This is a genomic window from Flavobacterium sp. 11 (assembly GCF_002754315.1).
In the GTDB taxonomy this organism is placed as follows: domain Bacteria; phylum Bacteroidota; class Bacteroidia; order Flavobacteriales; family Flavobacteriaceae; genus Flavobacterium; species Flavobacterium algoritolerans.
This window is the reverse complement of record NZ_PEFE01000001.1, coordinates 3457649-3480132: the sequence shown is the minus strand read 5'-3', so window position 1 is coordinate 3480132 and position 22484 is coordinate 3457649. Positions and strand designations below refer to the sequence as shown.

Genomic DNA, 22484 nt, shown 5'->3' with positions numbered 1-22484 from the left:
AAAAAAAGCCTCTTTTGAGACTTTTTCTTGGTTTACTTTTTAATATTCATCCTCATTCCAAAGATAATCTTCGTCAGTTGGATAATCTGGCCAAATTTCTTCCATTGATTCATATATCTCGCCTTCATCCTCTATAGATTGAAGGTTTTCTACTACTTCTAATGGAGCTCCTGCTCTAATAGCGTAGTCAATAAGTTCGTCTTTGTTAGCAGGCCACGGTGCATCGCTTAAATAAGATGCTAATTCTAATGTCCAATACATGTGTTGTCGATTTAGTTTTGTGCAAAAATAAATTTTTTACTGAAAAAGACAAGTAAAAAATCATTTATTTTTAGTTAAAGTTAAGAACGTTTTGTTGATTGCTGATTTTTGATTTCAGATTAACGATTTTTGATTTTTTAAATACATCTGAAATCAAAAATCGTTAATCTTCAATCTGAAATCCTACTTCCTCGGAATCCATTGAACTTCGGCAGCGTTCAAATCATGAGACAACTTTCGTGCCAACACAAAAAGGTAGTCAGAAAGTCGGTTTAAGTACTTGATTGCTATTTCAGGAACGGGTTCATTGTGGCTTAAATGAACGGATAAACGCTCTGCTCTGCGACAAACACAACGTGCAATATGACAATATGACACAGTAGTATGTCCGCCTGGAAGTACAAAATGAGTCATTGGCGGCAATGCTTCTTCCATAGCGTCAATTTCATTTTCCAATAATTCAATGTCAGATTCTATAATCCCCAATTTTTTTAAACGAAGTTCTCCGTTTTTCATCACTTCTTTTTCCGGTGGCGTTGCTAATATTGCACCAACAGTAAATAGACGATCTTGGATTTCGATAAGGATTTCTTTGTAATGCGCATTCATTTCCTGATCGCGAATCAGACCAATATGAGAATTCAATTCGTCAACAGTTCCGTAACTTTCAATTCGGGCATGGTCTTTTGGGACTCTTGTTCCGCCAAAAAGTGCTGTTGTTCCTTTATCTCCAGTCTTTGTATATACTTTCATCTACCGTTTATTTGATTTAAAAAACAAATTTAGCGTATTAATTCCACTATTGCTGCAACAAATCGTTCCAGTGAATTTTCACTGAGATTGAAATATAAATCAGGTTCAATGCATTCAATTTCCATTAAATAGAGTTCGTTCTCAATAAGGATTCCGTCTACTCGCGCATAGAGTAAATTCTCTGGAAATGTATTGGCAATTTTTTGCGCTTTTTCAATTAGTTCCTGACTGGGTTGAACCAAATTGTATTTTCCTCCAAAAAGGGATTGTACTCTAAAATCGCCATCCACGGGTTTTTTATTGACCGCATGTGAGAATTTTTTATTGAAAAAGATAAAAGAAGTTTCGCCCAATGTTTGAATTTCGGGCATGAATTCCTGTAAAAGCAACTCTTTCTCAGCTGCAATACTTTTATATTTTGTGCTTATTTCCTGAATTTCGGATACGTCAAAAACTTCGGTGAGATAGGAACCAGCAGAAAATGCGGGTTTTATAACCGCTTTTTTCCAATGTGTAGGTATCAATTCAGCAAGATTAAGATGATCTGTTTTATCAATGAAAACGGTTGGCAAAATGGTGATTCCCTGCTGTTCCATTTCACGCAAGTAAAACTTATGGATGTTTTGCTTGATTACTTCAATGGGATTTAGTGTTTTGATTCCCAGTTTTTCTATTTGGTCGAGCCAAATTTTAAACTCGGTTTCTTTCTCGAAATAATCCCAAGTATTGCGAAAAATCAGATAATCAAAATCAGTCCAATTGATGCTTTTGTCGCTCCAAATAGCGGCGCTGGCTTCTATATTATGTTTGGCTAATGCCGGAATTATTTTTTGATCTTCGGGATTTAGGTCTGGAAGTTTTTCGCAGGTTAGTATAGCGATTTTCATTTTTTGGTGGGTGTTATTTGGAATTTTAAACGCAATCGTAATTTGGATTTCCTAGCCCGGATAAAAGCGATATCCTCTTTCTTGTCATTCAGACGAAGGAAGAATGACAAGAAAGAGATACAAGCGGATAGCCGGAAAAAGCTCCTGAAAAAACTATTTAGAGGTATCGCTTTCTATAAGTCCGTCACGTAAGCGAATTACGCGATTGGCGTAAGCGGCGATTTCTTCCTCGTGGGTTACCAGAATTACGGTATTTCCATTGGCGTGGATGTCTCCAAAAAGTTTCATGATTTCTAATGATGTTTTACTGTCCAGATTTCCGGTAGGTTCATCGGCAAGAATGATGGACGGTTTGTTGACCAAAGCACGGGCGATTGCCACACGCTGACGTTGTCCACCCGAAAGCTGATTGGGTTGGTGGTCCATTCTGTCTGCAAGATTTACTTGTTCTAAAACTTCGGTAGCTCTTGCTTTTCTTTCTGATTTTGAAAATCCGGCATAAATCATGGGTAAAGCCACGTTATCTAATGCGGTGGTTCTGGGTAAAAGGTTGAAAGTCTGGAAAACGAATCCTATTTCTTTATTTCGAATTTCGGCTAATTCATCATCTTTCATCTGGCTGACGTCTTTTCCGTTGAGGATGTAACTCCCGGAAGTTGGTGTGTCTAAACAACCTAATAAATTCATTAAAGTTGATTTTCCAGATCCTGAAGGTCCCATTAATGCTACATATTCACCTTTATTTATTTCTAAATCAATGCCTTTAAGAACATAAACGATTTCATTTCCAAGTACAAAATCTCGTTTGATATTGGTTATTTTGATTAGCGGGTTTGCCATTAGAATATATGATTTTGACCTTCGACGGAGCGTAGGCTGCTATTAAATTAGATTTTAAAAGTACAAAAGACTTTTGAATTATTAATAAGTAGTTGTTTTTTAAAATTTGTTACATTTTGCGCCTTAATTTTAAATAAGAACTAACTTTTTTAAAATCAAACAATTGCGTTTTTTGCTAATTTCTTTTAAAAGGCAATTTTTAATACATAGAATCAGCCGTAATTATTTATACTATTTCAGGGTTAGTTTATATAATTCACACTTTATTTCTCTTTATTTCATAATTATATGTAATATTTATAAGATTTTTGGATTATAATTATGAATCGAATAATGTTACTTAAATTTACATAAATAATATTAATCAAATCAAGTAGTTATGAAAAGTACAAAAATGGTGTTAGGAATAGCGGTAATCGCTTTAGGATTTACTTCATGTAAAGATGAGAAAGCTGAACAAGCAGAAAAAACGGTAGATACGTATGTAATGTATGTTGATTCATTAGGAAATGTTGCTTCAGAGGATGCTAAAGCAAACTGGCAAGGAATTGAAGCTACGTATCAATTAAGAAGCGGAGATGCTCAAGCAGCCTTGGCAAATATGAAAGATAACGCAGAAGCGCAAGAACGTCTTGATGCTGCAACTGCTAAATACGAAGCGTTAAAAGCTAAATATGAAGCTGAAATGCAAGAGAATGCTCAAGCTGCTGTAGCTGCAAACCCAAAACAACAACTAAGAAATGCTTTGTTTGGTGAAGGAAAAATTGGGGATGACATGAGCTTTACTTGGGTAAACAAAGACAATATTCTTGGTGTTTATCAACAATTTGTAAGTACTGTTGAAACAAATAAAGATGCTTATTCTCGTGAAGACTGGGATGAAATTAAATTGATGTATGAAGCATTGGACAGCAGAAAAAATACTGTTGAAAAAGAAGGACTTTCAGGTGATGATAACAGAAAAATTGCTAGTTTAAAATTGAAATTTGCACCAATGTATACTGTAAACAGAATGGGAGCAAAATCTGGTGAAATGAAAAAAGCTAAAGAATAAGGAATAATTAATTCAATGTTAGAAATGACAGTCAGCAATGGCTGTCATTTTTTTTTAGGTACGAATCACAAAATGCTCTTTGGGTTGTTCTCTTCTAAAAAATACCAATCCCCACTGAAACGTATCAAGAGTCACCGTCACTTTTGGATGGTTTTTTATGATTTTCCAAGCCTCTTCCATTTCTGGCGACCAATGAATGTCATCGAATATCCAAACGGTTTCGTTTGTTATCGTAGGAAGTAATAATTCAAAATAGTCCAGTGTTGCTTTCTTAGAGTGATTACCGTCGAAGTAAATTAAGGAAAAGTGTTCAGTGTTCAGTGTACAGTTTTGCAGATAAGTACTGAACTCTGTTATTTCGGAACGTATAGTATTGAAATTGAATTTTTGAAATTGCAATTGAGCTTGTTTTGCAGTTTCGGGACAACCTTCCAGAGTTGTGATTTTTGCTTTTATCCCGATGCTTCGGGACCCTAAAGAAAGCGCAGCAGTCGCCAATCCTAACGAAGTTCCAATTTCTAATATCGTATCGGGCTGTAAATAATTTGTGATTCTAAATAATAATTCGGCTCGTTTTGGAGAAATCCCCGCTGTTTTTGCAATCTTGGAAATAACTCTTGTATTCGATTTAAAAACTTTCGAACCTGCACCAAAATCAGTGACTTCAATCGTATTGTTATTAGCTAAAAGCGAGTTTCTGTATTTTTTTAAAATAGCATATTCCGGTTTTGATTTTTTATCATAAAAACATTTCGTCAACAAATTAAACACAAAAGGTGAATGTACAGCATGCTCATTTTTTGAGTGCCAAAGGAATTGTAAGTACGATTTTATTTGGAAAAACATAGAGATTGTTAGAAGGTAGGTGCGAAGATAGTAAGATTATAGTCGAAAGTCAAAAGATAGAATGACTTCATCTTCGCACTTGGACTTAGGACTTTATGACCTTGAAACTTTACGACTTTAAAAGCCTATCTTTGCGCGCTTGGAATTTACACCAAGAATAATACCTATTTTTTACGATAATGATTGAACAAATAGAAAATAAAAGTGCCATAAGCTCGGAGGAAATTGACCGATGCATCGCTATTTTGGCACAATTGAATACCGATACCGACCAAATATTTGATATTCCAAAAGAACAACGTACAGCTTTAATCAAAGCGGCTGGAATGTTTTCCAGACCCGATCGTGATGAGCTTTCCCGTAGAAAAAAAGACGGAAAAGTGGCTGCCAAACGCAAAATGGAAAAACGCGACCGTACCGCCCGGAAGGAAACTGGAATCCGTCATGCGCGTGAAGCGAGTATTTTTGTAGCGCCAAAATTATTGGCTTCACATGATCTTGCCCACAAAGAGCAATTGGAACTGGAAACTCCACGAAATTGTTACGTTTGTAAAACTGAGTTTACTAAAATGCACCACTTTTATGATACGATGTGTGCCGATTGTGGTGATTTTAATTATGCCAAACGTTTTCAAACGGCAGATGTACAAGGACAAGTGGCAGTCATTACAGGTTCTCGCTTAAAAATTGGGTATCATATTACGTTGATGCTTTTACGAGGTGGAGCAACAGTTATTGCAACGACCCGTTTTCCTGTGGATTCAGCATTGCGTTTTTCTAAGGAAGACGATTTTATGGATTGGGGACATCGTTTGAAAATTCACGGATTGGATTTGAGACACATTCCCAGTGTGGAGATTTTTTGCAATTTCATAGAGCAGAAATACGAACGTTTGGATATTTTAATCAATAATGCAGCGCAAACGGTGAGACGTCCTGCCGGATTCTATACCCATTTAATGGAAAATGAAGAGCGTTCCATAGCTTCTTTGCCCAAACAAGCGCAAGAATTATTATTGGATCATACCAATTGTTTGGATGAATTGAAAGTATTGACATCTGGAGCTTCTCCAAATCAGAATATGCCAGTTACTTGGCACGGACCAGAACCTGGAATTGGGTTGCGGGCTTCTGCCAAATTATCACAGATTCCGTATTCGTTTGATAATGCGCTCGTGGCAAACGAAGTTTTTCCGGAAGGAGAACTTGATGCCGATTTGCAGCAAGTAGATTTAAGAAAAACCAACAGTTGGCGCTTGCGATTGGGACAAATAGAAACCACGGAGATGATAGAAGTACAATTGGTGAATTCGGTGGCACCTTTTGTATTGTGCAACCGCCTTTCGGAAGTAATGAAGAAAGACAACACCGGAAAAAAACACATCATCAATGTGTCGGCAATGGAAGGGAAGTTTCATCGCTTTTTCAAGGAAGACCGCCATCCGCATACTAATATGGCTAAAGCCGCTTTGAATATGTTGACACATACTTCTTCGGGAACTTTGGCAAAAGATGGTATTTTTATGAATGCGGTAGACACTGGTTGGGTAACCGACGAAGATCCGGCAGAATTAGCCAAAAGAAAGCAAGAAGAAGAAGATTTTCAACCGCCATTGGATATTGTAGATGGAGCTGCACGAGTTATGGATCCATTGTTTGACGGTATCAATACCGGAAAGCATTGGTGCGGTAAGTTTTTGAAAGATTACAATCCGATTCCTTGGTAGAAACTTCAGATTTATAAAATAAAAAACCACAACAGAATCTAATTCTGTTGTGGTTTTTTTATGTGTTAATGTCAGTATTGTTTATTGTTCTCTCAGCATTTTTTCGACCTCTTTTTGTAGAATGGGTAAATGTCGAATTACAATTCCCCAAATCACGTCGTCAGAAACGGAATCATAACCGTGAATTATTCTATTTCTAACATCAACTATTTTTCTGGAGTTTGAAATAATTATTTCACTATCTTCTTTTAAAATTCGGTTCATTGCTTCACCAATGATTTCAATATTCCTTTCGACAGCTCTTTTTGTTCTTACATCATTTTCATAGACTTTAAATTCTTTTGGTCTATCAATAAAATAACTTTCTATTTCATTGATGGAACTTAAAATATCATAAAGCCAAGTTTTAATATTATTGTCCATAAATCAGTTGTTTATTTTGATTTATAGTTTTTCTGAAATAAGGATTTTTAATTGCTTTTTCTTCAAGCAAATCAATTTCTCTTTTTAATATCGTTTCTAATGAAAATTTTAAATCATAATAATTATCTACATAATCCAAGACATCTAATGGTTGAAATTCAACGATTAAGTCAATGTCACTTTCCGTATTGAATTTATCAGTTAAAACAGAACCAAATGCATACAATGACTTGACATTATGTGTTTTGCATAATTTAGTGATATCAGTAGTATGGCTTTCTATTGGATTCATGGTTTAAATAGTATAATTCAAAAATACGCAAAATAATTCATTTACTGGAATTTTGACTATTCAAATTCCTGTTTGACCTATTAAGTGGTTCACCGTTATAGGCGCAAAGTCCGAGGCATTTGTGCAGCGTAATCAAGAACTATTGTATACTTCTAAGAGCTGGACTTGCAAGCTTATTTAGTAATAGTAATTAATATTCTATTTCTAATTCAAAATATAAAACTTGATTGTAATCTTTGCTTCTTTGTGTTTGTTTCCAAATACTGGAATCAACTTTCTCATTTTTTGTTAAGACTCTATATTCAATATCTTTATTCGCTTGAATATGTTTAAAAGCAGGAGATCTTTCAAAAGCTAAGCTTTCATATTCTTCTTTTGAAAAAGGTGAAAGTGCTATAAAAAAACCTGTATTATTTATTTCTATTTGGTTGTCTAATTTAAGAGTTACGTATTTTTTACCTTCCTCTAATTTTAAAATAAAATCTTTCTCAAAAATGCGCTGATCCGGAATGTCGTATATAGAATCCACTGTATATAAATTTAGTTTAAAAGGAGCATATTTCTGATTTTTATAACGTTCAGATTTGATTTTATCTTTCTCATTAAGATATGCAATCGAAAAATCTGTGGGTTCTAATGTAATACTGTTGATAAAAAATTAACATTTAAATTGTTCGGAATATGAACAGCATATATGTTCTTTTCATCTAATGGAGCTGACGTTCCATAGTTTCTAGGATTTAAGTTGCCAACAGATTTTTTAGGATAAATTATCTTTATTCTCTTTTTGTGGATAACAATCTCATTCAGTTTTGTAATTCTCTTATTTAAGAAAAGTGTATCTCGTAGGGATGAAATCTTAGTGTTTATTGTATCGTAGGCAATATGTGTAATCACTACATTTTCAGAAGGAATTGATTTTAATATTACCCTGCCATTTTTGTTTGAACTATAGTTGGTGCCTCCATTAAATATAAAATTTACATTTTCTATAGCCTTATTTTCAGTTATGTCGTACGTAATTATTGTTTTATTTTGACTATAAATATTAGGTATACAGAAGGTGAAAATTATTAATAATTGAAATTTCATTCTGAAGTAGGATTTTTTAAGGTCGATTAGGTTATTATTCTATATAAACATCAAGCTTTATTTTTCTCAAAAATATATAAAATAAACTATAAATAATTAGATGAACTTTTAATTATTCTAATATTTCTTACCTAATTTAAAATTAGTTTTTTACTAAAAAAACAAACCCACAACAGAATTAGATTCTGTTGTGGGTGTAAACTAATAGGATTAATGTTCTGTAATGCAAACTATGACTGAACACTGAATACTATTTTTATCCTTCTATCTTCGCAGAAAGCTCAAACCATCTTTCCTCTTTATCTTCAATCTTATTGTTGATGTTTTCTAATTCTTTGGCTTTGGTCATTACATCACTTTCTTGCACTTTTCCATCCGAGAATAATTGCTCGATAGCTACTTTTTGAATCTCTAAATCTTTGATTTCTCGTTCGATTTTCTGAAATTCTTTTTGCTCGTTGAACGTTAGGTTTCCAGTTGGATTATTTTGTTTCCAGTCTTTCTTTTCGGCTTTGTTTTCTTCTTTTTGCGCTACATCAGTGCTGTCTTCGTAGGCTCTAAAATCAGAATAGTTTCCAGGGAAATCTTCTACTACACCATCACCTCTAAAAATAAATAAGTGATCCACAATTTTATCCATGAAATACCTATCGTGAGAAACCACTAAAAGGCAACCTGGATAATCCAAAAGGAAGCTTTCCAAAACATTCAGCGTCACAATATCCAAATCATTCGTTGGCTCATCCAGAATCAAAAAATTCGGATTCTGAATTAAAACTGTACACAAGTACAAACGTTTCAATTCGCCACCGCTCAATCGGTCCACAAAGTCATATTGTTTTTTAGCATCAAACAGGAAACGTTCTAACAATTGCGAAGCTGAAATCAATTTCCCTTTCATCAACGGAATGAATTCTCCGTATTCCTTAATCACATCAATCACGCGCTGACCCGGTTTTGGATTAATACCGCTTTGTGTGTAGTAACCCACTTTTATGGTTTCACCAATCACTACTTTTCCACCATCAAGCGGTAAAGTTCCAGTCAATAAATTCAAGAAAGTCGATTTCCCGGTTCCGTTTTTTCCAATTATTCCAATGCGTTCGCCACGTTGAAAATCAAAACTGAAATTATCCATGATGACGTGATCCTTGAATTTTTTGGAGATTTTGTGAAGCTCAATAATCTTGCTTCCCATACGTTCCATATTAATTTCAAGCTCTACTTTATTTTCGCGACGGCGACTTTGTGCTTTTTCCTTGATTTCATAAAAATCATCCTGACGCGATTTCGATTTTGTCGTTCTCGCTTTTGGCTGACGGCGCATCCATTCCAATTCTTTTACAAAAAGATTCTGTGCTTTATCCACACTCGAATTTTCGGATGCGATACGTTCTTCTTTTTTCTCTAAATAATAGGAGTAATTTCCTTTGTATTGGTATAGTTTTCCGTTGTCCAGTTCGATGATTTCATTACAAACACGCTCCAAAAAGAAACGGTCGTGCGTCACCATAAACAACGTTATGTTTTCTTTGGCAAAATAGCTTTCCAGCCATTCAATCATTTCTAAATCCAAGTGATTTGTAGGCTCATCCAGAATTAACAAGTCGGGACGATTAATTAAAATGATAGCCAGTGATAAACGTTTTTTCTGTCCACCGGAAAGATTTTTTACTTTCAGTTTGAAATTTTCCAATTTCAGTTTGAACAAAATTTGCTTGTACTGCGTTTCAAAATCCCACGCATTGTGCTGATCCATTCCGTCAAAAGCTTTTTGGTAGGCTTCTTCGTCTTCTGGATTTTCTAACGCTTTTTCATAGGCTTCAATCACTTTCAAAGTCTCGTTATCCGATGCAAAAATGCTTTCTTCAATGGTTAATTCGTCCTGCAAGTTATTATTTTGCGAAAGGAAAGCCATTTTGATGCCTTTTCTCAATACGACTTGTCCAGTATCAGATTCTTCTAGACCATTAATGATACTCATAATAGTCGTTTTTCCAGAACCGTTTTTGGCTATGAAAGCAATTTTTTGATCTTTATTAATTCCAAACGAGATGTCTTTAAACAACGTACGTTCACCAAAAGATTTCGAGATATTTTCTACAGAAAGGTAATTCACAAGGCTAAATTTTTTGCAAAAGTAAGCTATTAAATAACGATTTGCCAATTGTTTAGTCGAATCTAAGTTTTCATTAACAATTATTGTTTCAGATAATTGGTTAGAAATGCACTTAAATCGAATTGATGTAACTTTTGTGGGACATTTATAATTGGTTTTCTGATGAAATTTTCATTGGTCAAATAATAATGAAGTCCATCTTGGGTGCTGATGCCTTCCATCTGATAAAACGGAAGTGCAATATTGATTTTTCTCTTATTTCCGGAAAAGAAACCGGAATCATTATAATCGTAAAGCAGATAAATGAAAGGCGATAAAAACCTGCTGTAGCCCGCAAGAACGAGTAGCTTTTTTTTAGGTAAATAAGTTGCTGAGGTAATCAATCCTTTTACATCATAGGATTCTTTCAGTTGAGCAACGTGCTTACCGGGAATCTTCGGAATCACATAGATACTGGTTTTTTTGTCTTTCCATTGTTTGGTAAATAAGAAAATATTCTCTCCGGAAACAATAAAAGCTTCACAATCAAAATTGGTCGCATTGGACTTGGTTTTGGTGAAATTGGTTTGATTGGAATACGAAAACGAAAGCGTATCAATTTTTGGATTGTTCTGTGAAAACGATTGTTTTTCGACTCGCAATATATGCAGGTCTTTCCTGTTTCCGGAGACATTATTTCCAAAATCGCCAATGTAAAAGTAGTCGTTGTCTTGTGCAATTTCTTCCCAGTCGGTATTGGTAGTGTTCTTGAGCTGGATTTTATTTTGAATAACACCTTTGTTATTAATCGCATAAAGTGCTTTGTCAGTGTTGTCATTACTGGTCCATAACAGCGAATCACTTTGTGTCAAACTTGAAGTTTCTTTCAGAACCGCATCTAATTTTACGGAGTATTTGGGTTTAATTTTTACCGAAGTATAGACACAACTTCCGTCATTAATAGTAGCAGCTGGATTGTAGTTTTTAGAAAGTGGATCCGTGCAACCTGAAATTTGAGACTGTGCAGGGTTAAAAAAAATCAAGAATAATAATGAGAATATCTTTTTCAATGTTTAAAAGGTATAGAGTCGTTAGTGTTCTCCAAAAGTAATGGATTCTAAAGATTAAAATCTTAATCTGGAGCGAATGATTTGGATTTATTTGCTGATATCGTTCCCGCTTACGCCTTTATCTTTGTTCGTTCCTCTCAAAGGATATCGGCTTTATCGGGGCTAAGGAGAAATATGTTTTTGTGTTTTTAAATTTTGAACCTTTGTGTCTTTACATCTTAAAATATATCTTTGAAGAATGCAACTATCCGTCATCATCCTTAATTATAATGTTCGTTTCTTTTTGGAGCAATGTGTCCTAAGTGTTCAAAATGCATTAGAAACCATTGATGGAGAAATTATTGTAATAGATAATAATTCTTCGGATGACAGTTTTGCAATGATGAAACAGCGTTTTCCAAAGGTAAAACTGATTCAAAACAACGAAAATATAGGTTTCCCAAAAGGCAATAATATAGGAGTTGCTCAAGCTCAAGGCGAATACATTTGTATTCTGAATCCTGATACTGTTGTCGCTGAAGATACATTTGTAAAAGTATTGGCTTTCGCCCAAAAACAATCAGATTTAGGAATCTTGGGTTGTAAACTCATTGATGGAACCGGGAATTTTCTTCCCGAAAGCAAGCGCGGTGTTCCAACGCCTTTTGTTGCATTTACAAAAATTACGGGTTTGTATAAATTATTTCCTAAATCAAGGACTTTCGGAAAATATTATGCTGCGCATTTAAACGAAAACCAAACCGGAAAAGTGGATATTCTCGTTGGGGCTTTTATGTTTATGAAAAGAGATTTATATCTTGAAATGGGTGGATTTGATGAAGATTGTTTCATGTATTCTGACGATATCGATTTGTCGTATCGAGTCCTGAAAGAAGGAAAATCTAATTTTTATTTTCATGAAACCACCGTAATCCATTATAAAGGAGAAAGTACCATTAAAGACGAAACGTATATGAAACGTTTTCAGGAAGCGATGAATTTTTTTTATAAAAAGCATTTTCGTGTATCCGTGTTATTCTCACTTTTTATGAAAATAGGAATTGTCTTTTTCTCTTTGGCAAAAATGTTTCAAGGAAAATCCTCGCGAAACTTCGGGATAAAAATGACTCCAAAATTATATCTGTTGTATTCGGCTAATGAAAAATTAGTAGATAAACTCCGTTTAGTTTTGCAAAAAAAAGTCCTGTTTCACGATTTGAAAACAGAAAAAATGGTAATTTCGTCTTCTGTTAAGAGTAAAATAAGCACAGAAGTTATTTTAGATAACGAATTCATTTCTTTTAAAGAGTGTATTGCAATTCTCGAATCTTCAAGAAATAAAAGGTTTACCTTTAAAATTATACCAAAAAACGCTAATTTTTTAATAGGAAGTAACAATAGTAACGAGAGAGGTGAGATTATAGAAATAGAGTAAAAAATTACATTTAATGTAATTTATATTTGAAATATTTAGTAATTTCGCAAACTGAAAATCAAAATCACCTTTTAGGTTAACAATATGGCAAGATTTGAATTAAAGCTTCCGAAAATGGGAGAAAGCGTTGCAGAAGCGACCATTACAAATTGGTTGAAACAAGTTGGAGACAAAATTGAAGCCGATGAAGCGGTACTCGAAATTGCTACTGATAAAGTGGACAGTGAAGTGCCGAGCGAAGTTTCGGGTATTTTAGTCGAACAACTGTTCGGTAAAGATGATTTGGTTCAAGTAGGGCAAACGATTGCCATTATTGAAACGGATAGTGCAGCTGTTGCTGAAACTGTTCAAGAAGTTGCTGCTCCTGCTGAAGTTGCAATTATTGAAAAAACAGTTGAAGTAGCCAAAGAAGCGGTTGCGGTTCCTGCTGATTTCTCTGATTCTGAAAAATTCTTATCGCCTTTAGTGAAAAATATTGCCAAAGAAGAAGGGGTTTCTGTAGCAGAATTAGCATCAATTTCCGGAACAGGAAAAGAAGGAAGAGTTACTAAAAATGATATTTTAGACTACGTAAAAAATAGAACAAGCCAGCCAGCAGTTTCGGCTCCGGTTGCAGCAGTTCAAAAACCGGTTGCAACTCCAGTGGCTCAAAAAGCAGCTCCAGTATCAGTAAGCGGTGGTGATGAAATCATAGAAATGGACAGAATGCGCAAGCTGATTTCTGGTTATATGGTGGCTTCTGTGCAAACTTCGGCTCACGTACAATCATTTATTGAAGTAGATGTGACGAATATTGTAAAATGGAGAGAGAAAAATAAAGTTACTTTCGAAAAAAGAGAAGGGGAGAAATTGACGTACACTCCAATTTTTATGGAAGCAGTTGCTAAAGCGCTGAAAGATTTCCCTGGAATGAATATTTCTGTAGATGGTGATTATATCATTAAAAAGAAAAACATCAACCTAGGAATGGCTGCTGCGTTACCAAACGGAAATTTAATTGTTCCTGTTATTAAAAACGCTGACCAACTGAATTTAGTAGGAATGGCAAAAGCGGTAAACGATTTAGGAAACCGTGCTAAAATGGGGAAACTGAAACCAGACGATACGCAAGGCGGAACTTATACGGTTACAAATGTGGGGACTTTTGGAAGTGTTTTTGGAACGCCAATTATCAATCAGCCACAAGTTGGGATTTTAGCTCTTGGAGCAATTCGTAAAATGCCGGCAGTAATCGAAACTCCAGAAGGAGATTTTATCGGAATTCGTCAAAAAATGTTCTTGTCGCATAGCTATGACCACAGAGTAGTTGACGGAGCATTAGGAGGTAGCTTTGTAAAAAGAGTTGCTGAGTACTTAGAAGCTTTTGATGTAAACAGAGATGTTTAAATAAATATAATTAGAATAGTAGACCCGACCGATTTTCAAAAATCAGTCGGGTTTTTATTTTAGTACACCGTTTTAATTGCACAAAAAGACAAGAATTCTTGAAGAAATTATTTGGGGATAATTCGTCAAATTCGTGTTTAACCTATATATTTGTATCCACACAAAATTTAAAAATGGAACTCAAACTCAATAAACCAATTTGCTTTTTCGATCTTGAAACTACAGGAATTGATATCGGAAAAGATAGAATTGTAGAAATCTCAATATTCAAAGTTTTCCCAAACGGAAATAAAGAAAGCAAAACTTGGCTGGTTAATCCAACGATTCCAATTCCGCCACAAACAACAGCTGTTCATGGAATTACCGATGAAAAAGTGGCAAATGAGCCTACTTTTAATGAACTGGCTGCGCAAGTTTATAATATGATTAAAGACAGTGATTTGGCTGGATTTAACTCGGATCGATTTGATATTCCGTTATTGGCAGAGGAAATGCTTCGTGCCGGAGTAGATTTTGACATGAAAAACAGGGTTTCAGTTGATGTACAGACCGTTTTTCATAAAATGGAAGAGCGAACTTTAAGCGCGGCGCATAAGTTTTATTGTGGGAAAACGCTTGAAAATGCACATTCTGCAGAAGCGGATACCATGGCGACTTATGAAATATTAAAAGCGCAACTGGATCGTTATCCGGAACTGGAAAACGATATGAAATCATTATCGGAGTTTACGACAAGAAAGAAAATCGCTGATTTTGCTGGTATGATTGCTTTTGATAAGGACGATGAAGAGATTTTTACTTTTGGAAAACACAAAGGAGTGAAAGTGGATAAAATTCTGGAAACAGAACCCGGTTATTTCAGTTGGATACAAAATGCAGATTTTCCGTTGTATACCAAGAAAGTTTTAACGGCAATAAAACTTCGAAAACTGAATAATAAATTAAGCTAATTTTTGAATCAATAAGAAATGAAAATAATCTGCATTGGTAGAAATTACACCAATCATATAGAAGAATTACAGAACGAAAGACCAACAGAACCTGTTGTTTTTATGAAGCCGGATTCGGCCGTTTTATTAAAGCAGCATCCATTTGTGATTCCGGAATTTTCGGAGGATATTCATCACGAGATTGAGATTATTGTCAAAATAAATAAAGTTGGTAAATACATCGAGCCTAAGTTTGCGCATAAATATTATGACGAAATTAGTGTTGGAATTGACTTTACGGCACGTGATTTACAGGCGAAATTAAAAGCAAAAGGCTTGCCTTGGGAAAAAGCAAAAGCATTTGACGGCTCGGCAGTTATAGGTGAATTTTTACCAAAAAATCAATTTAGTTCATTAGAAAATATTACTTTTGAATTAACCAACAACAATAAAACGGTACAAAAGGGTAATTCCAGTCATATGTTGTGGAAAATTGACGAGCTAATTTCATACGTTTCTCAGTTTTTTACCCTAAAAATTGGAGATATTATTTTTACAGGAACTCCAGAAGGAGTAGCTGCTGTAAAGCCAGATGACGTTTTGGAAGGATTTTTAGAAGGACAACAACTCTTTAGAATACAAGTAAAATAATGGCTATAAACTACAACCTTTCAAAAGTGTACGCACTTTCAGACAACGATGCAGAATTTGTAAATGAAATTTTGACATTGTTTGTTACCGAAGTTCCAGATGATTTAGTGCAAATCAAAGAAGGAATAAAAAAGAAAGACCATAAGCACGCTTATGCTTATGCGCACAAGATAAAACCTACGCTTGATTTAATGGGGTTAAACGTGGCTTTTGAGGAGATTCTTCAAATCGAAGCCTGGACCAAAGCCGAAGGTAAAAAGAAAGACATCAAAGAAACTTTTAAGAGCGTAAAAAACCAAGTTAATGACGCTATCAAAGAAATCAAAAAAGATTTCGATTTGTAATATTGGGGCGTGACCCGCTGAAAAAGCGGGTCGGGCTATCCGTTACAAACTAAGTTCACTGAACTCCTATGAAAATAATTATTAGGTAAAGTGATCTCTCTCGTTAAAAAACGAGAGAGGATTTTCACTATTATCCCTCACGCAAACTACAAATGAATACTTTCATTTAACTATAGCGTATTTTTAAAAACTACCATAGAATTGTTTTTTGGTCTAAAAGGCAAATATGAAATACAAAATAATACTCCTGCTATTTTTATTGTCTTCTATCAATATATATAGTCAAAAAAAATATTTTTTTGACTATATTATTGAGTATAAGTTTCAGGCAAATCAAACTTCAAAAGTAGAGAAACGATATCTTTTAACTAATTCTAAAGACGATACTTATGATTGTTTAGTTTACGAAGAAGATAAGTTGAATTTTGCTATGAATTTTAGAGATAGGAATGGTACTCATAGTGTTTCGATAATTGATAAAAATGATTTTTTTAAAGCAGAAACCATATCATTATTGTGTGAGAGTATACATTATTTAATGGTTAAAGAAAAGTATGACGGAAGTATGTTTGATATTATCAATAAAAGGGATACGCTGATTAATGGTATTTATCATCAAAATTATACAATGAAGTATCATAAAACTGCAAATTCGAGGAAGTATAATCGTGGAATTTCGAATTATATTATAGAAAACAATACAGAATTCCATCTTCCCCTACTTGTATTTTCAGGATCCTTTGATAGCAGAGAAAACGGTAAAAATATCCCCAATGGGATTGTAAAAGAAAGTTATACGATGAGTTATAATAGTAAGAAATATTTGTTTGTTTATAAATTGATACAATTTGTAAAAATCAATAAATACCTCATTATTCCTGAAAATTGTAATACTGGTAAGCCATTAGGGCCTAGGTTGATAATTAAATAATCATCTAAATTGTAATACTTTTAAATTTTAGAAACTTCTAAATTCCTAAATCAGAAAAATGAAAGCAACCATAGTTACCATTGGTGACGAAATTTTAATAGGTCAAATTGTCGATACGAATTCTGGTTTTATAGCCAAATCATTAGATAAGATTGGTGTTGAAATAAACGAAATGATTTCGATTAGTGATAATAAAAAACACATTTTAGATACGTTTGCAGTACTTCAAAACAAAGTCGATTTGGTGATTATAACTGGAGGTTTAGGGCCAACAAAAGATGATATTACCAAAAAAACATTTTGTGATTATTTTGAAGATGAATTGATTGTAGACCAAAAAGTGCTGGCCCATGTTACGCAACTTATAGAAGGTTTCTACAAGCGAACAATTACGCAGATCAATAAAGATCAGGCACTGGTTCCTTCAAAATGTACGGTGCTTCACAATCAAGTAGGTACTGCGCCAGGAATGTGGATGAAAAAGGAAAACACAGTTTTTATTTCGCTTCCCGGAGTTCCTTATGAAATGAAGTATTTAGTGGAGCATGAAATTATCCCAAAAGTAGTTCGGGAATATAAACGCCCTTATATTATCCATAAAACAATTCTCACTTACGGACAAGGTGAAAGCATGGTTGCCGAACGAATAGAGGATTGGGAAAATAACCTTCCTGAATTTATTAAGTTGGCTTATTTGCCTGCACCGGGAAGAGTTCGTTTGCGTCTTTCTGCCCGTGGCACTGACAAAGAAAAATTAGAAGCCGCTCTCGAAGAAAATGTAAATTCGCTGGATGTGATAATCCATGATATTATCGTGGGTTTTGATGATGATGAAACCTTGGAAGTTGTAGTAGGAAAAATGCTTACAAAGCAAAATAAAACGATTTCCACCGCTGAGAGTTGTACCGGAGGTAAAATTGCAGCAGTATTGACATCAGTTTCCGGGGCTTCAAAGTATTTTAAAGGAGGTGTTGTTTCATATGCGACTGCTGCTAAAATTGATGTTTTGGGTGTTTCGGAAAGTCTCATAAAAGAACATTCTGTTGTGAGTAGAGCGGTAGTTTCGGAGATGGCTTTGAATATAAAAAACATGATGAAAACGGACTATGCAATTGCGACAACCGGAAACGCTGGACCATCAAAAGGAGACTCAAATGCAGAAGTTGGAGCAGTTTTTATTGCATTGGCAACGCCAAGTGAAGTAATTGTTGAAGAATTTAATTTTGGTCAACCCCGTGAAAAAGTGATAGATAGAGCTGTAATTAAAAGTTTAGAACTATTACAGAAAGAAATTTTAAAAAATGTGCAGTAAATTTGTTGCTTAATAGGTTTATTTTTCTTTTCTTTGCACCCTGATTTTGAATAACGATAAAAGATAAGTATAATGTCAAGAGTTTGTGACCTTACAGGTAAAAGAGCGATGGTAGGAAATAACGTTTCTCACGCTATGAACAAAACTAAGAGAAAATTTTCTGTAAACTTAGTTAAAAAGCGTTTTTATCTTCCAGAAGAAGATAGATGGATTACTCTAAGAGTAGCTGCATCTACGATAAAAACAATTAATAAAAATGGAATCGCTGCAGTTTTGAAAAAAGCGCAGTCAGAAGGATTTATTAAATAATCCATTCCAAAATAAAAAAATAGCAAGATGGCAAAGAAAGGTAATAGAATCCAGGTAATTTTAGAATGTACTGAGCACAAGACTTCGGGTGTTGCAGGAACTTCAAGATACATAACAACAAAGAACAAAAAAAATACACCAGATAGATTAGAGATTAAAAAATTTAATCCAATCTTGAAACGTGTAACTGTTCACAAAGAAATTAAGTAATAATTAGAGATTTTGATAAAATCTTAAATGGTAACATTTGAAGATTTTATTTAAATTTAAATAACATTTGAATCATGGCAAAGAAAACCGTAGCATCGTTACAAACATCTTCTAAGAGATTATCAAAAGCCATCAAAATGGTGAAATCTCCAAAAACAGGTGCATATACATTCGTAGAATCTATTATGGCTCCTGAAGCTGTTGATGAATTCTTGAAAAAGAAATAATTAGCAATCACATTATATAGAAAAGCTACTTTCATTCGGAAGTAGCTTTTTTATTTTCTATATTTACCGTTAGAAAAACGTATTGGTTCTATGGACTTAAATACTTCATTCTTAATACTATTTATACAATGAGTTTTTTCAAAAGAATATTTTCATCAGAGAAAAAAGAAACATTAGACAAAGGTCTTGAAAAATCAAAAACAAATTTCTTTTCGAAGTTAACCAAAGCTGTTGCCGGAAAGTCAAAAGTTGATGATGAAGTTTTAGATAATTTAGAGGAAATCCTTGTTGCCTCAGATGTTGGTGTAAATACGACATTAAAAATAATTACCAGAATCGAGAATCGTGTTGCTTCAGATAAATACCTTGGTATAGAGGAACTCAATCAAATTCTTAGAGAAGAAATTGCGGCTTTATTATCAGAGACAAATACTGGTGAAGCTACTGAATTTGTAATTCCAGTTCAGACTAAGCCTTATGTTTTAATGGTGGTAGGAGTTAATGGAGTTGGGAAAACGACTACCATTGGTAAGTTAGCCTATCAGTTTAAAAAAGCAGGTTATAATGTGGTTCTTGGTGCAGCCGATACTTTTCGTGCCGCAGCCATCGATCAGTTGCAAATATGGGCGGATAGAGTAGGAGTTCCTATTGTTCGTCAGGATATGGGAAGTGACCCGGCTTCGGTAGCTTTTGATACCTTGCAGTCAGCAGTGGCGCAAAATGCCGATATTGTTATAATTGATACCGCAGGTCGTTTGCATAATAAAATTAATTTAATGAACGAATTGACCAAAGTAAAACGAGTGATGCAAAAAGTTGTTGGTGATGCACCACATGATGTATTATTAGTTTTGGATGGTTCAACCGGTCAAAACGCTTTTGAACAAGCAAAACAATTTACAGCAGCTACTGAGGTTACTTGTTTAGCAGTTACAAAACTAGACGGAACTGCAAAAGGTGGCGTTGTAATAGGAATCTCAGATCAATTTAAAATTCCGGTGAAATATATTGGTGTTGGTGAAGGGATTGAAGATCTTCAGGTTTTTAATAAGTATGAGTTTGTAGATAGTTTTTTTAAATAATAATTAGAATGGATTTTTCTTCTTTAAAAAATACACCTCCAATGTATCTTTATTTAGTGAGCATCATTTCTTTTATATTGGCAAATATTGTTCGAGATAAAAGTCTTGGTTTTTATTATTTTTTGTTGATAATAGGGTTGGTTTTTTTTGTTTTAGGTTTTATGAGACGTTTGAAAACCAAGTAAATCTATTGGTATAAAGCACTAATTTTTTGCCATAATGTTTCATCAAAATCGGATAAAGCAAAAGTTGGATTATCTGGATTTGCAACATCTCCCATTCTGATAACGACCATTTTCTTGCTGGGAATGACATAGATTTTTTGGTCATTTTTGCCTAATGCCATATACATATCGGCTGGAGCTGTTGGTATTAAACTACCATTGAACTGCAGTTGACTTTGTGGTAAATGGTAACTTGATTTTCCATTCAGCCACCATAAATAACCGTATCCCATATTTATGGTTTGTGAAGTATTTGTAGCTTCATTTAAATAGTTTTCATTCACTATGGCATTGCTTTCCCATTTTCCTTTGTTGTAGATTAACAAACCAAAGCGTGCCATAGAACGAGTATTACTTCCATAAACAGAATTATTACCTAACTGAAACCATGCTCCATCCATTCCTATTTTATCTTTCAATTTGGTATTGAAATAGGAATTCCAAGTTTGACCGCTGGCTTGCGCAATCACATCCTGCAATTTCACATAGACATTATGGTACGCCCAACGCGTTCCTGCGTCAGCTTTGTATTTTAGGTTCACTGGATCAACATCATCCGTACTGTCATCTAATCCGGAAGTCATATTGAGTAGATGTTTGTTTGTAATCAAATTTTCTTTTGCTAAAGGCAGGCTAGTCCAGCCAGTTCCTATGTATTGTGAAACTTTATTGTTGATGTTAATCAGGTTTTCTTGTTGTGCAATTCCCGTTACAGTTGATGTTAGTGTTTTACCGGCACTTGCCCAATACCAAAAAGCATTGGCATCATGACCGTTGAAATAATTTTCCATTACGATTCTTCCGTTGACAAGAATTATGAAAGATTTTGAATTTTTGAGTGCCAAATAATCCAATAACGGCTGCACGGCGGATTGCTTCCAACCTAAACTCGCAATAGATTTTGTTTCCCAAGTTGTGCCTGTTAAAGGTGGAAAATAGATTGTCTCTGCAGGTGTAGGAGTGGGAGTTGGTTCCGTAGTTTCGGAACTGCAGCTACTGCAAAATATTAGGATGAGGAGACTGTAGATTATTTTTGACATCTTGCTACTGATTTGTTTCTAATTCCTTTAAGACCAAAAATATAGAAAATAGTTTAATGGGTTTCTACTATTTTTGTTTTCTTTGAATTTAATAAGAGTAACTTTGTATTTAGAACAAACGAGATTTAACCCGAATTGACTAGCCCTGATGGAAGCGGCATCCTTTTTCTTGCTATTCTGACGAAAGGAAGAATGGCAAGAAAAAGATATAGCGTACAGCAGGAATTAGCTCCTAAGAATAATAATTATATGAAAAACACACTTAGCATTTTTTTTATAGCATTCCTTTTTGTGGGGTGTCAGCAAAAGATTAAGCCTGCAGACATTTCTAAAATAAACGGATATTGGGAAATTGAAAAAGTTGTTTTTGATGCTGGGAAAGACAAGGATTATGGCATGAATGAAAGTTATGATTTTTTTAAAATAAGCGACAATAAAGGGATTCGGAAGAAAGTGATGCCACAATTGGACGGAACTTTTTTGGTGAATGATGTATATGAAAACGTTGCGGTGCGATTTGCCGATGATAAAGTATTTTTGGATTATTCCACATCTTATATGAAATGGAGTGAGGAGTTAATTGCTTTGTCAGAGGAAGAATTAGTATTGCTGAACAAGGACAAAATGGAATATCATTATAAGAAAGCAACACCAATAAATTTACTGGGCGATGGCAAAAAGGCTGAATAATCAAAGTACGATAGGGGATGTTTTGAAACAAATTATCCAAGTGAATAAACTTCAACCCGGAATGGATCAAATTGATGTTAAAGATGCGTGGAAAAATCTTATGGGGAATGGCGTGAATAATTACACTAAAAATGTAGTTTTGAAAGGAAGCACTTTGTATGTGGAGTTGAGCTCTTCAGTATTAAGAGAAGAATTAAGTCACGGCAGATCTAAAATTGTAGCTATGATTAATGAGGAATTAAGACGTGATGTGGTGAAAGATGTGGTTTTGAGGTAATGATTTTAGATTGTTGATTAACGATTTTAGATTTCAGATTTCAGATTTTTGATATAAAAAAATCCCGTTTCAATTTTGAAACGGGATTTTCTATTTATAGGATTTCTAAATCTTA

General features: G+C 34.3%; 27 protein-coding genes. 15 read left to right on the top strand and 12 right to left on the bottom strand.

Going from position 1 to position 22484, the window contains the following annotated elements; all coding sequences use genetic code 11:
• Positions 1-39 precede the first annotated feature (39 nt).
• The 4 genes from CLV00_RS15100 to CLV00_RS15085 form a co-directional block, all read right to left on the bottom strand.
• Positions 40-261 carry a DUF2795 domain-containing protein gene (locus CLV00_RS15100; RefSeq protein ID WP_007138072.1) on the bottom strand — a complete coding sequence of 74 codons (222 nt, stop codon included), beginning with the start codon at positions 259-261 and terminating at the stop codon, positions 40-42.
• A 183-nt stretch (positions 262-444) separates the two neighbouring features.
• Complete coding sequence (locus tag CLV00_RS15095; protein WP_099715954.1) at positions 445-1014, bottom strand: cob(I)yrinic acid a,c-diamide adenosyltransferase; 570 nt, start codon at positions 1012-1014, stop codon at positions 445-447.
• Positions 1015-1043: 29 nt separating this feature from the next.
• On the bottom strand, positions 1044-1901 hold the full coding sequence (locus CLV00_RS15090) for a RimK family alpha-L-glutamate ligase (protein WP_099715953.1): 858 nt from the start codon (positions 1899-1901) through the stop codon (positions 1044-1046).
• 153 nt (positions 1902-2054) lie between these two features.
• Positions 2055-2741 (bottom strand): ABC transporter ATP-binding protein, encoded by a 687-nt coding sequence (locus CLV00_RS15085; RefSeq protein ID WP_099715952.1) that lies wholly within the window; start codon positions 2739-2741, stop codon positions 2055-2057.
• Between the two features lie 379 nt (positions 2742-3120).
• Here CLV00_RS15085 and CLV00_RS15080 point away from each other — a divergent pair, with 379 nt between their 5' ends.
• A complete protein-coding gene (locus CLV00_RS15080; protein ID WP_099715951.1) occupies positions 3121-3795 on the top strand; it encodes a hypothetical protein in 675 nt (224 codons plus the stop codon).
• Positions 3796-3849: 54 nt separating this feature from the next.
• On the opposite strand, the gene CLV00_RS15075 is transcribed toward CLV00_RS15080, so the two are convergent.
• Positions 3850-4641: an O-methyltransferase gene (locus tag CLV00_RS15075; RefSeq protein WP_099715950.1), complete on the bottom strand. Its 792-nt coding sequence runs from the start codon at positions 4639-4641 to the stop codon at positions 3850-3852.
• Between the two features lie 179 nt (positions 4642-4820).
• On the opposite strand from CLV00_RS15075, the gene CLV00_RS15070 reads away from it, so the two are divergent.
• Entirely contained in the window at positions 4821-6368 is a 1548-nt protein-coding gene (locus tag CLV00_RS15070; protein WP_099715949.1) for an SDR family NAD(P)-dependent oxidoreductase, read from the top strand.
• Between the two features lie 81 nt (positions 6369-6449).
• Here the strand turns inward: CLV00_RS15070 and CLV00_RS15065 are convergent, their stop codons facing one another.
• The 6 genes from CLV00_RS15065 to CLV00_RS15040 all read right to left on the bottom strand — a co-directional run bounded on the left by CLV00_RS15065 (position 6450) and on the right by CLV00_RS15040 (position 11343).
• Positions 6450-6791 carry a DUF86 domain-containing protein gene (locus tag CLV00_RS15065; RefSeq protein WP_099715948.1) on the bottom strand — a complete coding sequence of 114 codons (342 nt, stop codon included), beginning with the start codon at positions 6789-6791 and terminating at the stop codon, positions 6450-6452.
• On the bottom strand, positions 6781-7083 hold the full coding sequence (locus CLV00_RS15060; protein WP_099715947.1) for a nucleotidyltransferase family protein: 303 nt from the start codon (positions 7081-7083) through the stop codon (positions 6781-6783). The genes CLV00_RS15065 and CLV00_RS15060 overlap by 11 nt, the downstream gene beginning before the upstream one ends.
• A 190-nt stretch (positions 7084-7273) precedes the next feature.
• Positions 7274-7612, bottom strand: a complete 339-nt coding sequence (locus CLV00_RS15055) for a hypothetical protein (protein WP_099715946.1) — start codon at positions 7610-7612, stop codon at positions 7274-7276.
• A 104-nt stretch (positions 7613-7716) separates the two neighbouring features.
• Positions 7717-8175: a hypothetical protein gene (locus tag CLV00_RS15050; RefSeq protein ID WP_099715945.1), complete on the bottom strand. Its 459-nt coding sequence runs from the start codon at positions 8173-8175 to the stop codon at positions 7717-7719.
• A 256-nt stretch (positions 8176-8431) separates the two neighbouring features.
• A complete protein-coding gene (locus tag CLV00_RS15045) occupies positions 8432-10294 on the bottom strand; it encodes an ABC-F family ATP-binding cassette domain-containing protein (RefSeq protein ID WP_099715944.1) in 1863 nt (620 codons plus the stop codon).
• An 80-nt stretch (positions 10295-10374) separates the two neighbouring features.
• Entirely contained in the window at positions 10375-11343 is a 969-nt protein-coding gene (locus CLV00_RS15040) for a T9SS C-terminal target domain-containing protein (RefSeq protein ID WP_233206917.1), read from the bottom strand.
• A 238-nt stretch (positions 11344-11581) separates the two neighbouring features.
• Here CLV00_RS15040 and CLV00_RS15035 point away from each other — a divergent pair, with 238 nt between their 5' ends.
• The 11 genes from CLV00_RS15035 (at position 11582) to ftsY (ending at position 20138) form a co-directional block, all read left to right on the top strand.
• Positions 11582-12757 (top strand): glycosyltransferase family 2 protein, encoded by a 1176-nt coding sequence (locus CLV00_RS15035; protein WP_099715943.1) that lies wholly within the window; start codon positions 11582-11584, stop codon positions 12755-12757.
• 84 nt (positions 12758-12841) lie between these two features.
• Positions 12842-14143, top strand: a complete 1302-nt coding sequence (locus CLV00_RS15030; RefSeq protein WP_099715942.1) for a dihydrolipoamide acetyltransferase family protein — start codon at positions 12842-12844, stop codon at positions 14141-14143.
• Positions 14144-14316: 173 nt separating this feature from the next.
• Positions 14317-15093 (top strand): 3'-5' exonuclease, encoded by a 777-nt coding sequence (locus tag CLV00_RS15025; protein WP_099715941.1) that lies wholly within the window; start codon positions 14317-14319, stop codon positions 15091-15093.
• A gap of 18 nt (positions 15094-15111) precedes the next feature.
• The gene (locus CLV00_RS15020) at positions 15112-15723 is read left to right on the top strand and encodes a fumarylacetoacetate hydrolase family protein (protein WP_099715940.1); all 612 of its coding nucleotides are present in this window, start codon (positions 15112-15114) and stop codon (positions 15721-15723) included.
• The gene (locus CLV00_RS15015; RefSeq protein ID WP_099715939.1) at positions 15723-16067 is read left to right on the top strand and encodes an Hpt domain-containing protein; all 345 of its coding nucleotides are present in this window, start codon (positions 15723-15725) and stop codon (positions 16065-16067) included. Before CLV00_RS15020 ends, CLV00_RS15015 begins: the two co-directional genes overlap by 1 nt.
• 226 nt (positions 16068-16293) lie before the next feature.
• Positions 16294-16998, top strand: coding sequence for a hypothetical protein (locus CLV00_RS15010; RefSeq protein WP_099715938.1), 705 nt, complete (start codon positions 16294-16296; stop codon positions 16996-16998).
• 58 nt (positions 16999-17056) lie between these two features.
• Positions 17057-18310: a competence/damage-inducible protein A gene (locus tag CLV00_RS15005; protein WP_099715937.1), complete on the top strand. Its 1254-nt coding sequence runs from the start codon at positions 17057-17059 to the stop codon at positions 18308-18310.
• A gap of 72 nt (positions 18311-18382) precedes the next feature.
• Positions 18383-18619 (top strand): 50S ribosomal protein L28, encoded by a 237-nt coding sequence (rpmB, locus tag CLV00_RS15000; protein WP_024980263.1) that lies wholly within the window; start codon positions 18383-18385, stop codon positions 18617-18619.
• Between the two features lie 27 nt (positions 18620-18646).
• Entirely contained in the window at positions 18647-18829 is a 183-nt protein-coding gene (rpmG, locus tag CLV00_RS14995; RefSeq protein ID WP_017495179.1) for a 50S ribosomal protein L33, read from the top strand.
• A gap of 74 nt (positions 18830-18903) precedes the next feature.
• Complete coding sequence (locus CLV00_RS14990; protein WP_073370281.1) at positions 18904-19056, top strand: DUF4295 domain-containing protein; 153 nt, start codon at positions 18904-18906, stop codon at positions 19054-19056.
• A gap of 128 nt (positions 19057-19184) precedes the next feature.
• Positions 19185-20138, top strand: a complete 954-nt coding sequence (gene ftsY / locus CLV00_RS14985) for a signal recognition particle-docking protein FtsY (RefSeq protein WP_099715936.1) — start codon at positions 19185-19187, stop codon at positions 20136-20138.
• Positions 20139-20325: 187 nt separating this feature from the next.
• Here the strand turns inward: ftsY and CLV00_RS14980 are convergent, their stop codons facing one another.
• Positions 20326-21402 carry a serine hydrolase gene (locus tag CLV00_RS14980; RefSeq protein WP_099715935.1) on the bottom strand — a complete coding sequence of 359 codons (1077 nt, stop codon included), beginning with the start codon at positions 21400-21402 and terminating at the stop codon, positions 20326-20328.
• 135 nt (positions 21403-21537) lie between these two features.
• On the opposite strand from CLV00_RS14980, the gene CLV00_RS14975 reads away from it, so the two are divergent.
• Positions 21538-22092 (top strand): hypothetical protein, encoded by a 555-nt coding sequence (locus CLV00_RS14975; protein ID WP_233206916.1) that lies wholly within the window; start codon positions 21538-21540, stop codon positions 22090-22092.
• Entirely contained in the window at positions 22073-22369 is a 297-nt protein-coding gene (locus CLV00_RS14970) for a DUF721 domain-containing protein (protein ID WP_099715934.1), read from the top strand. The genes CLV00_RS14975 and CLV00_RS14970 overlap by 20 nt, the downstream gene beginning before the upstream one ends.
• Positions 22370-22484: the final 115 nt, after the last annotated feature.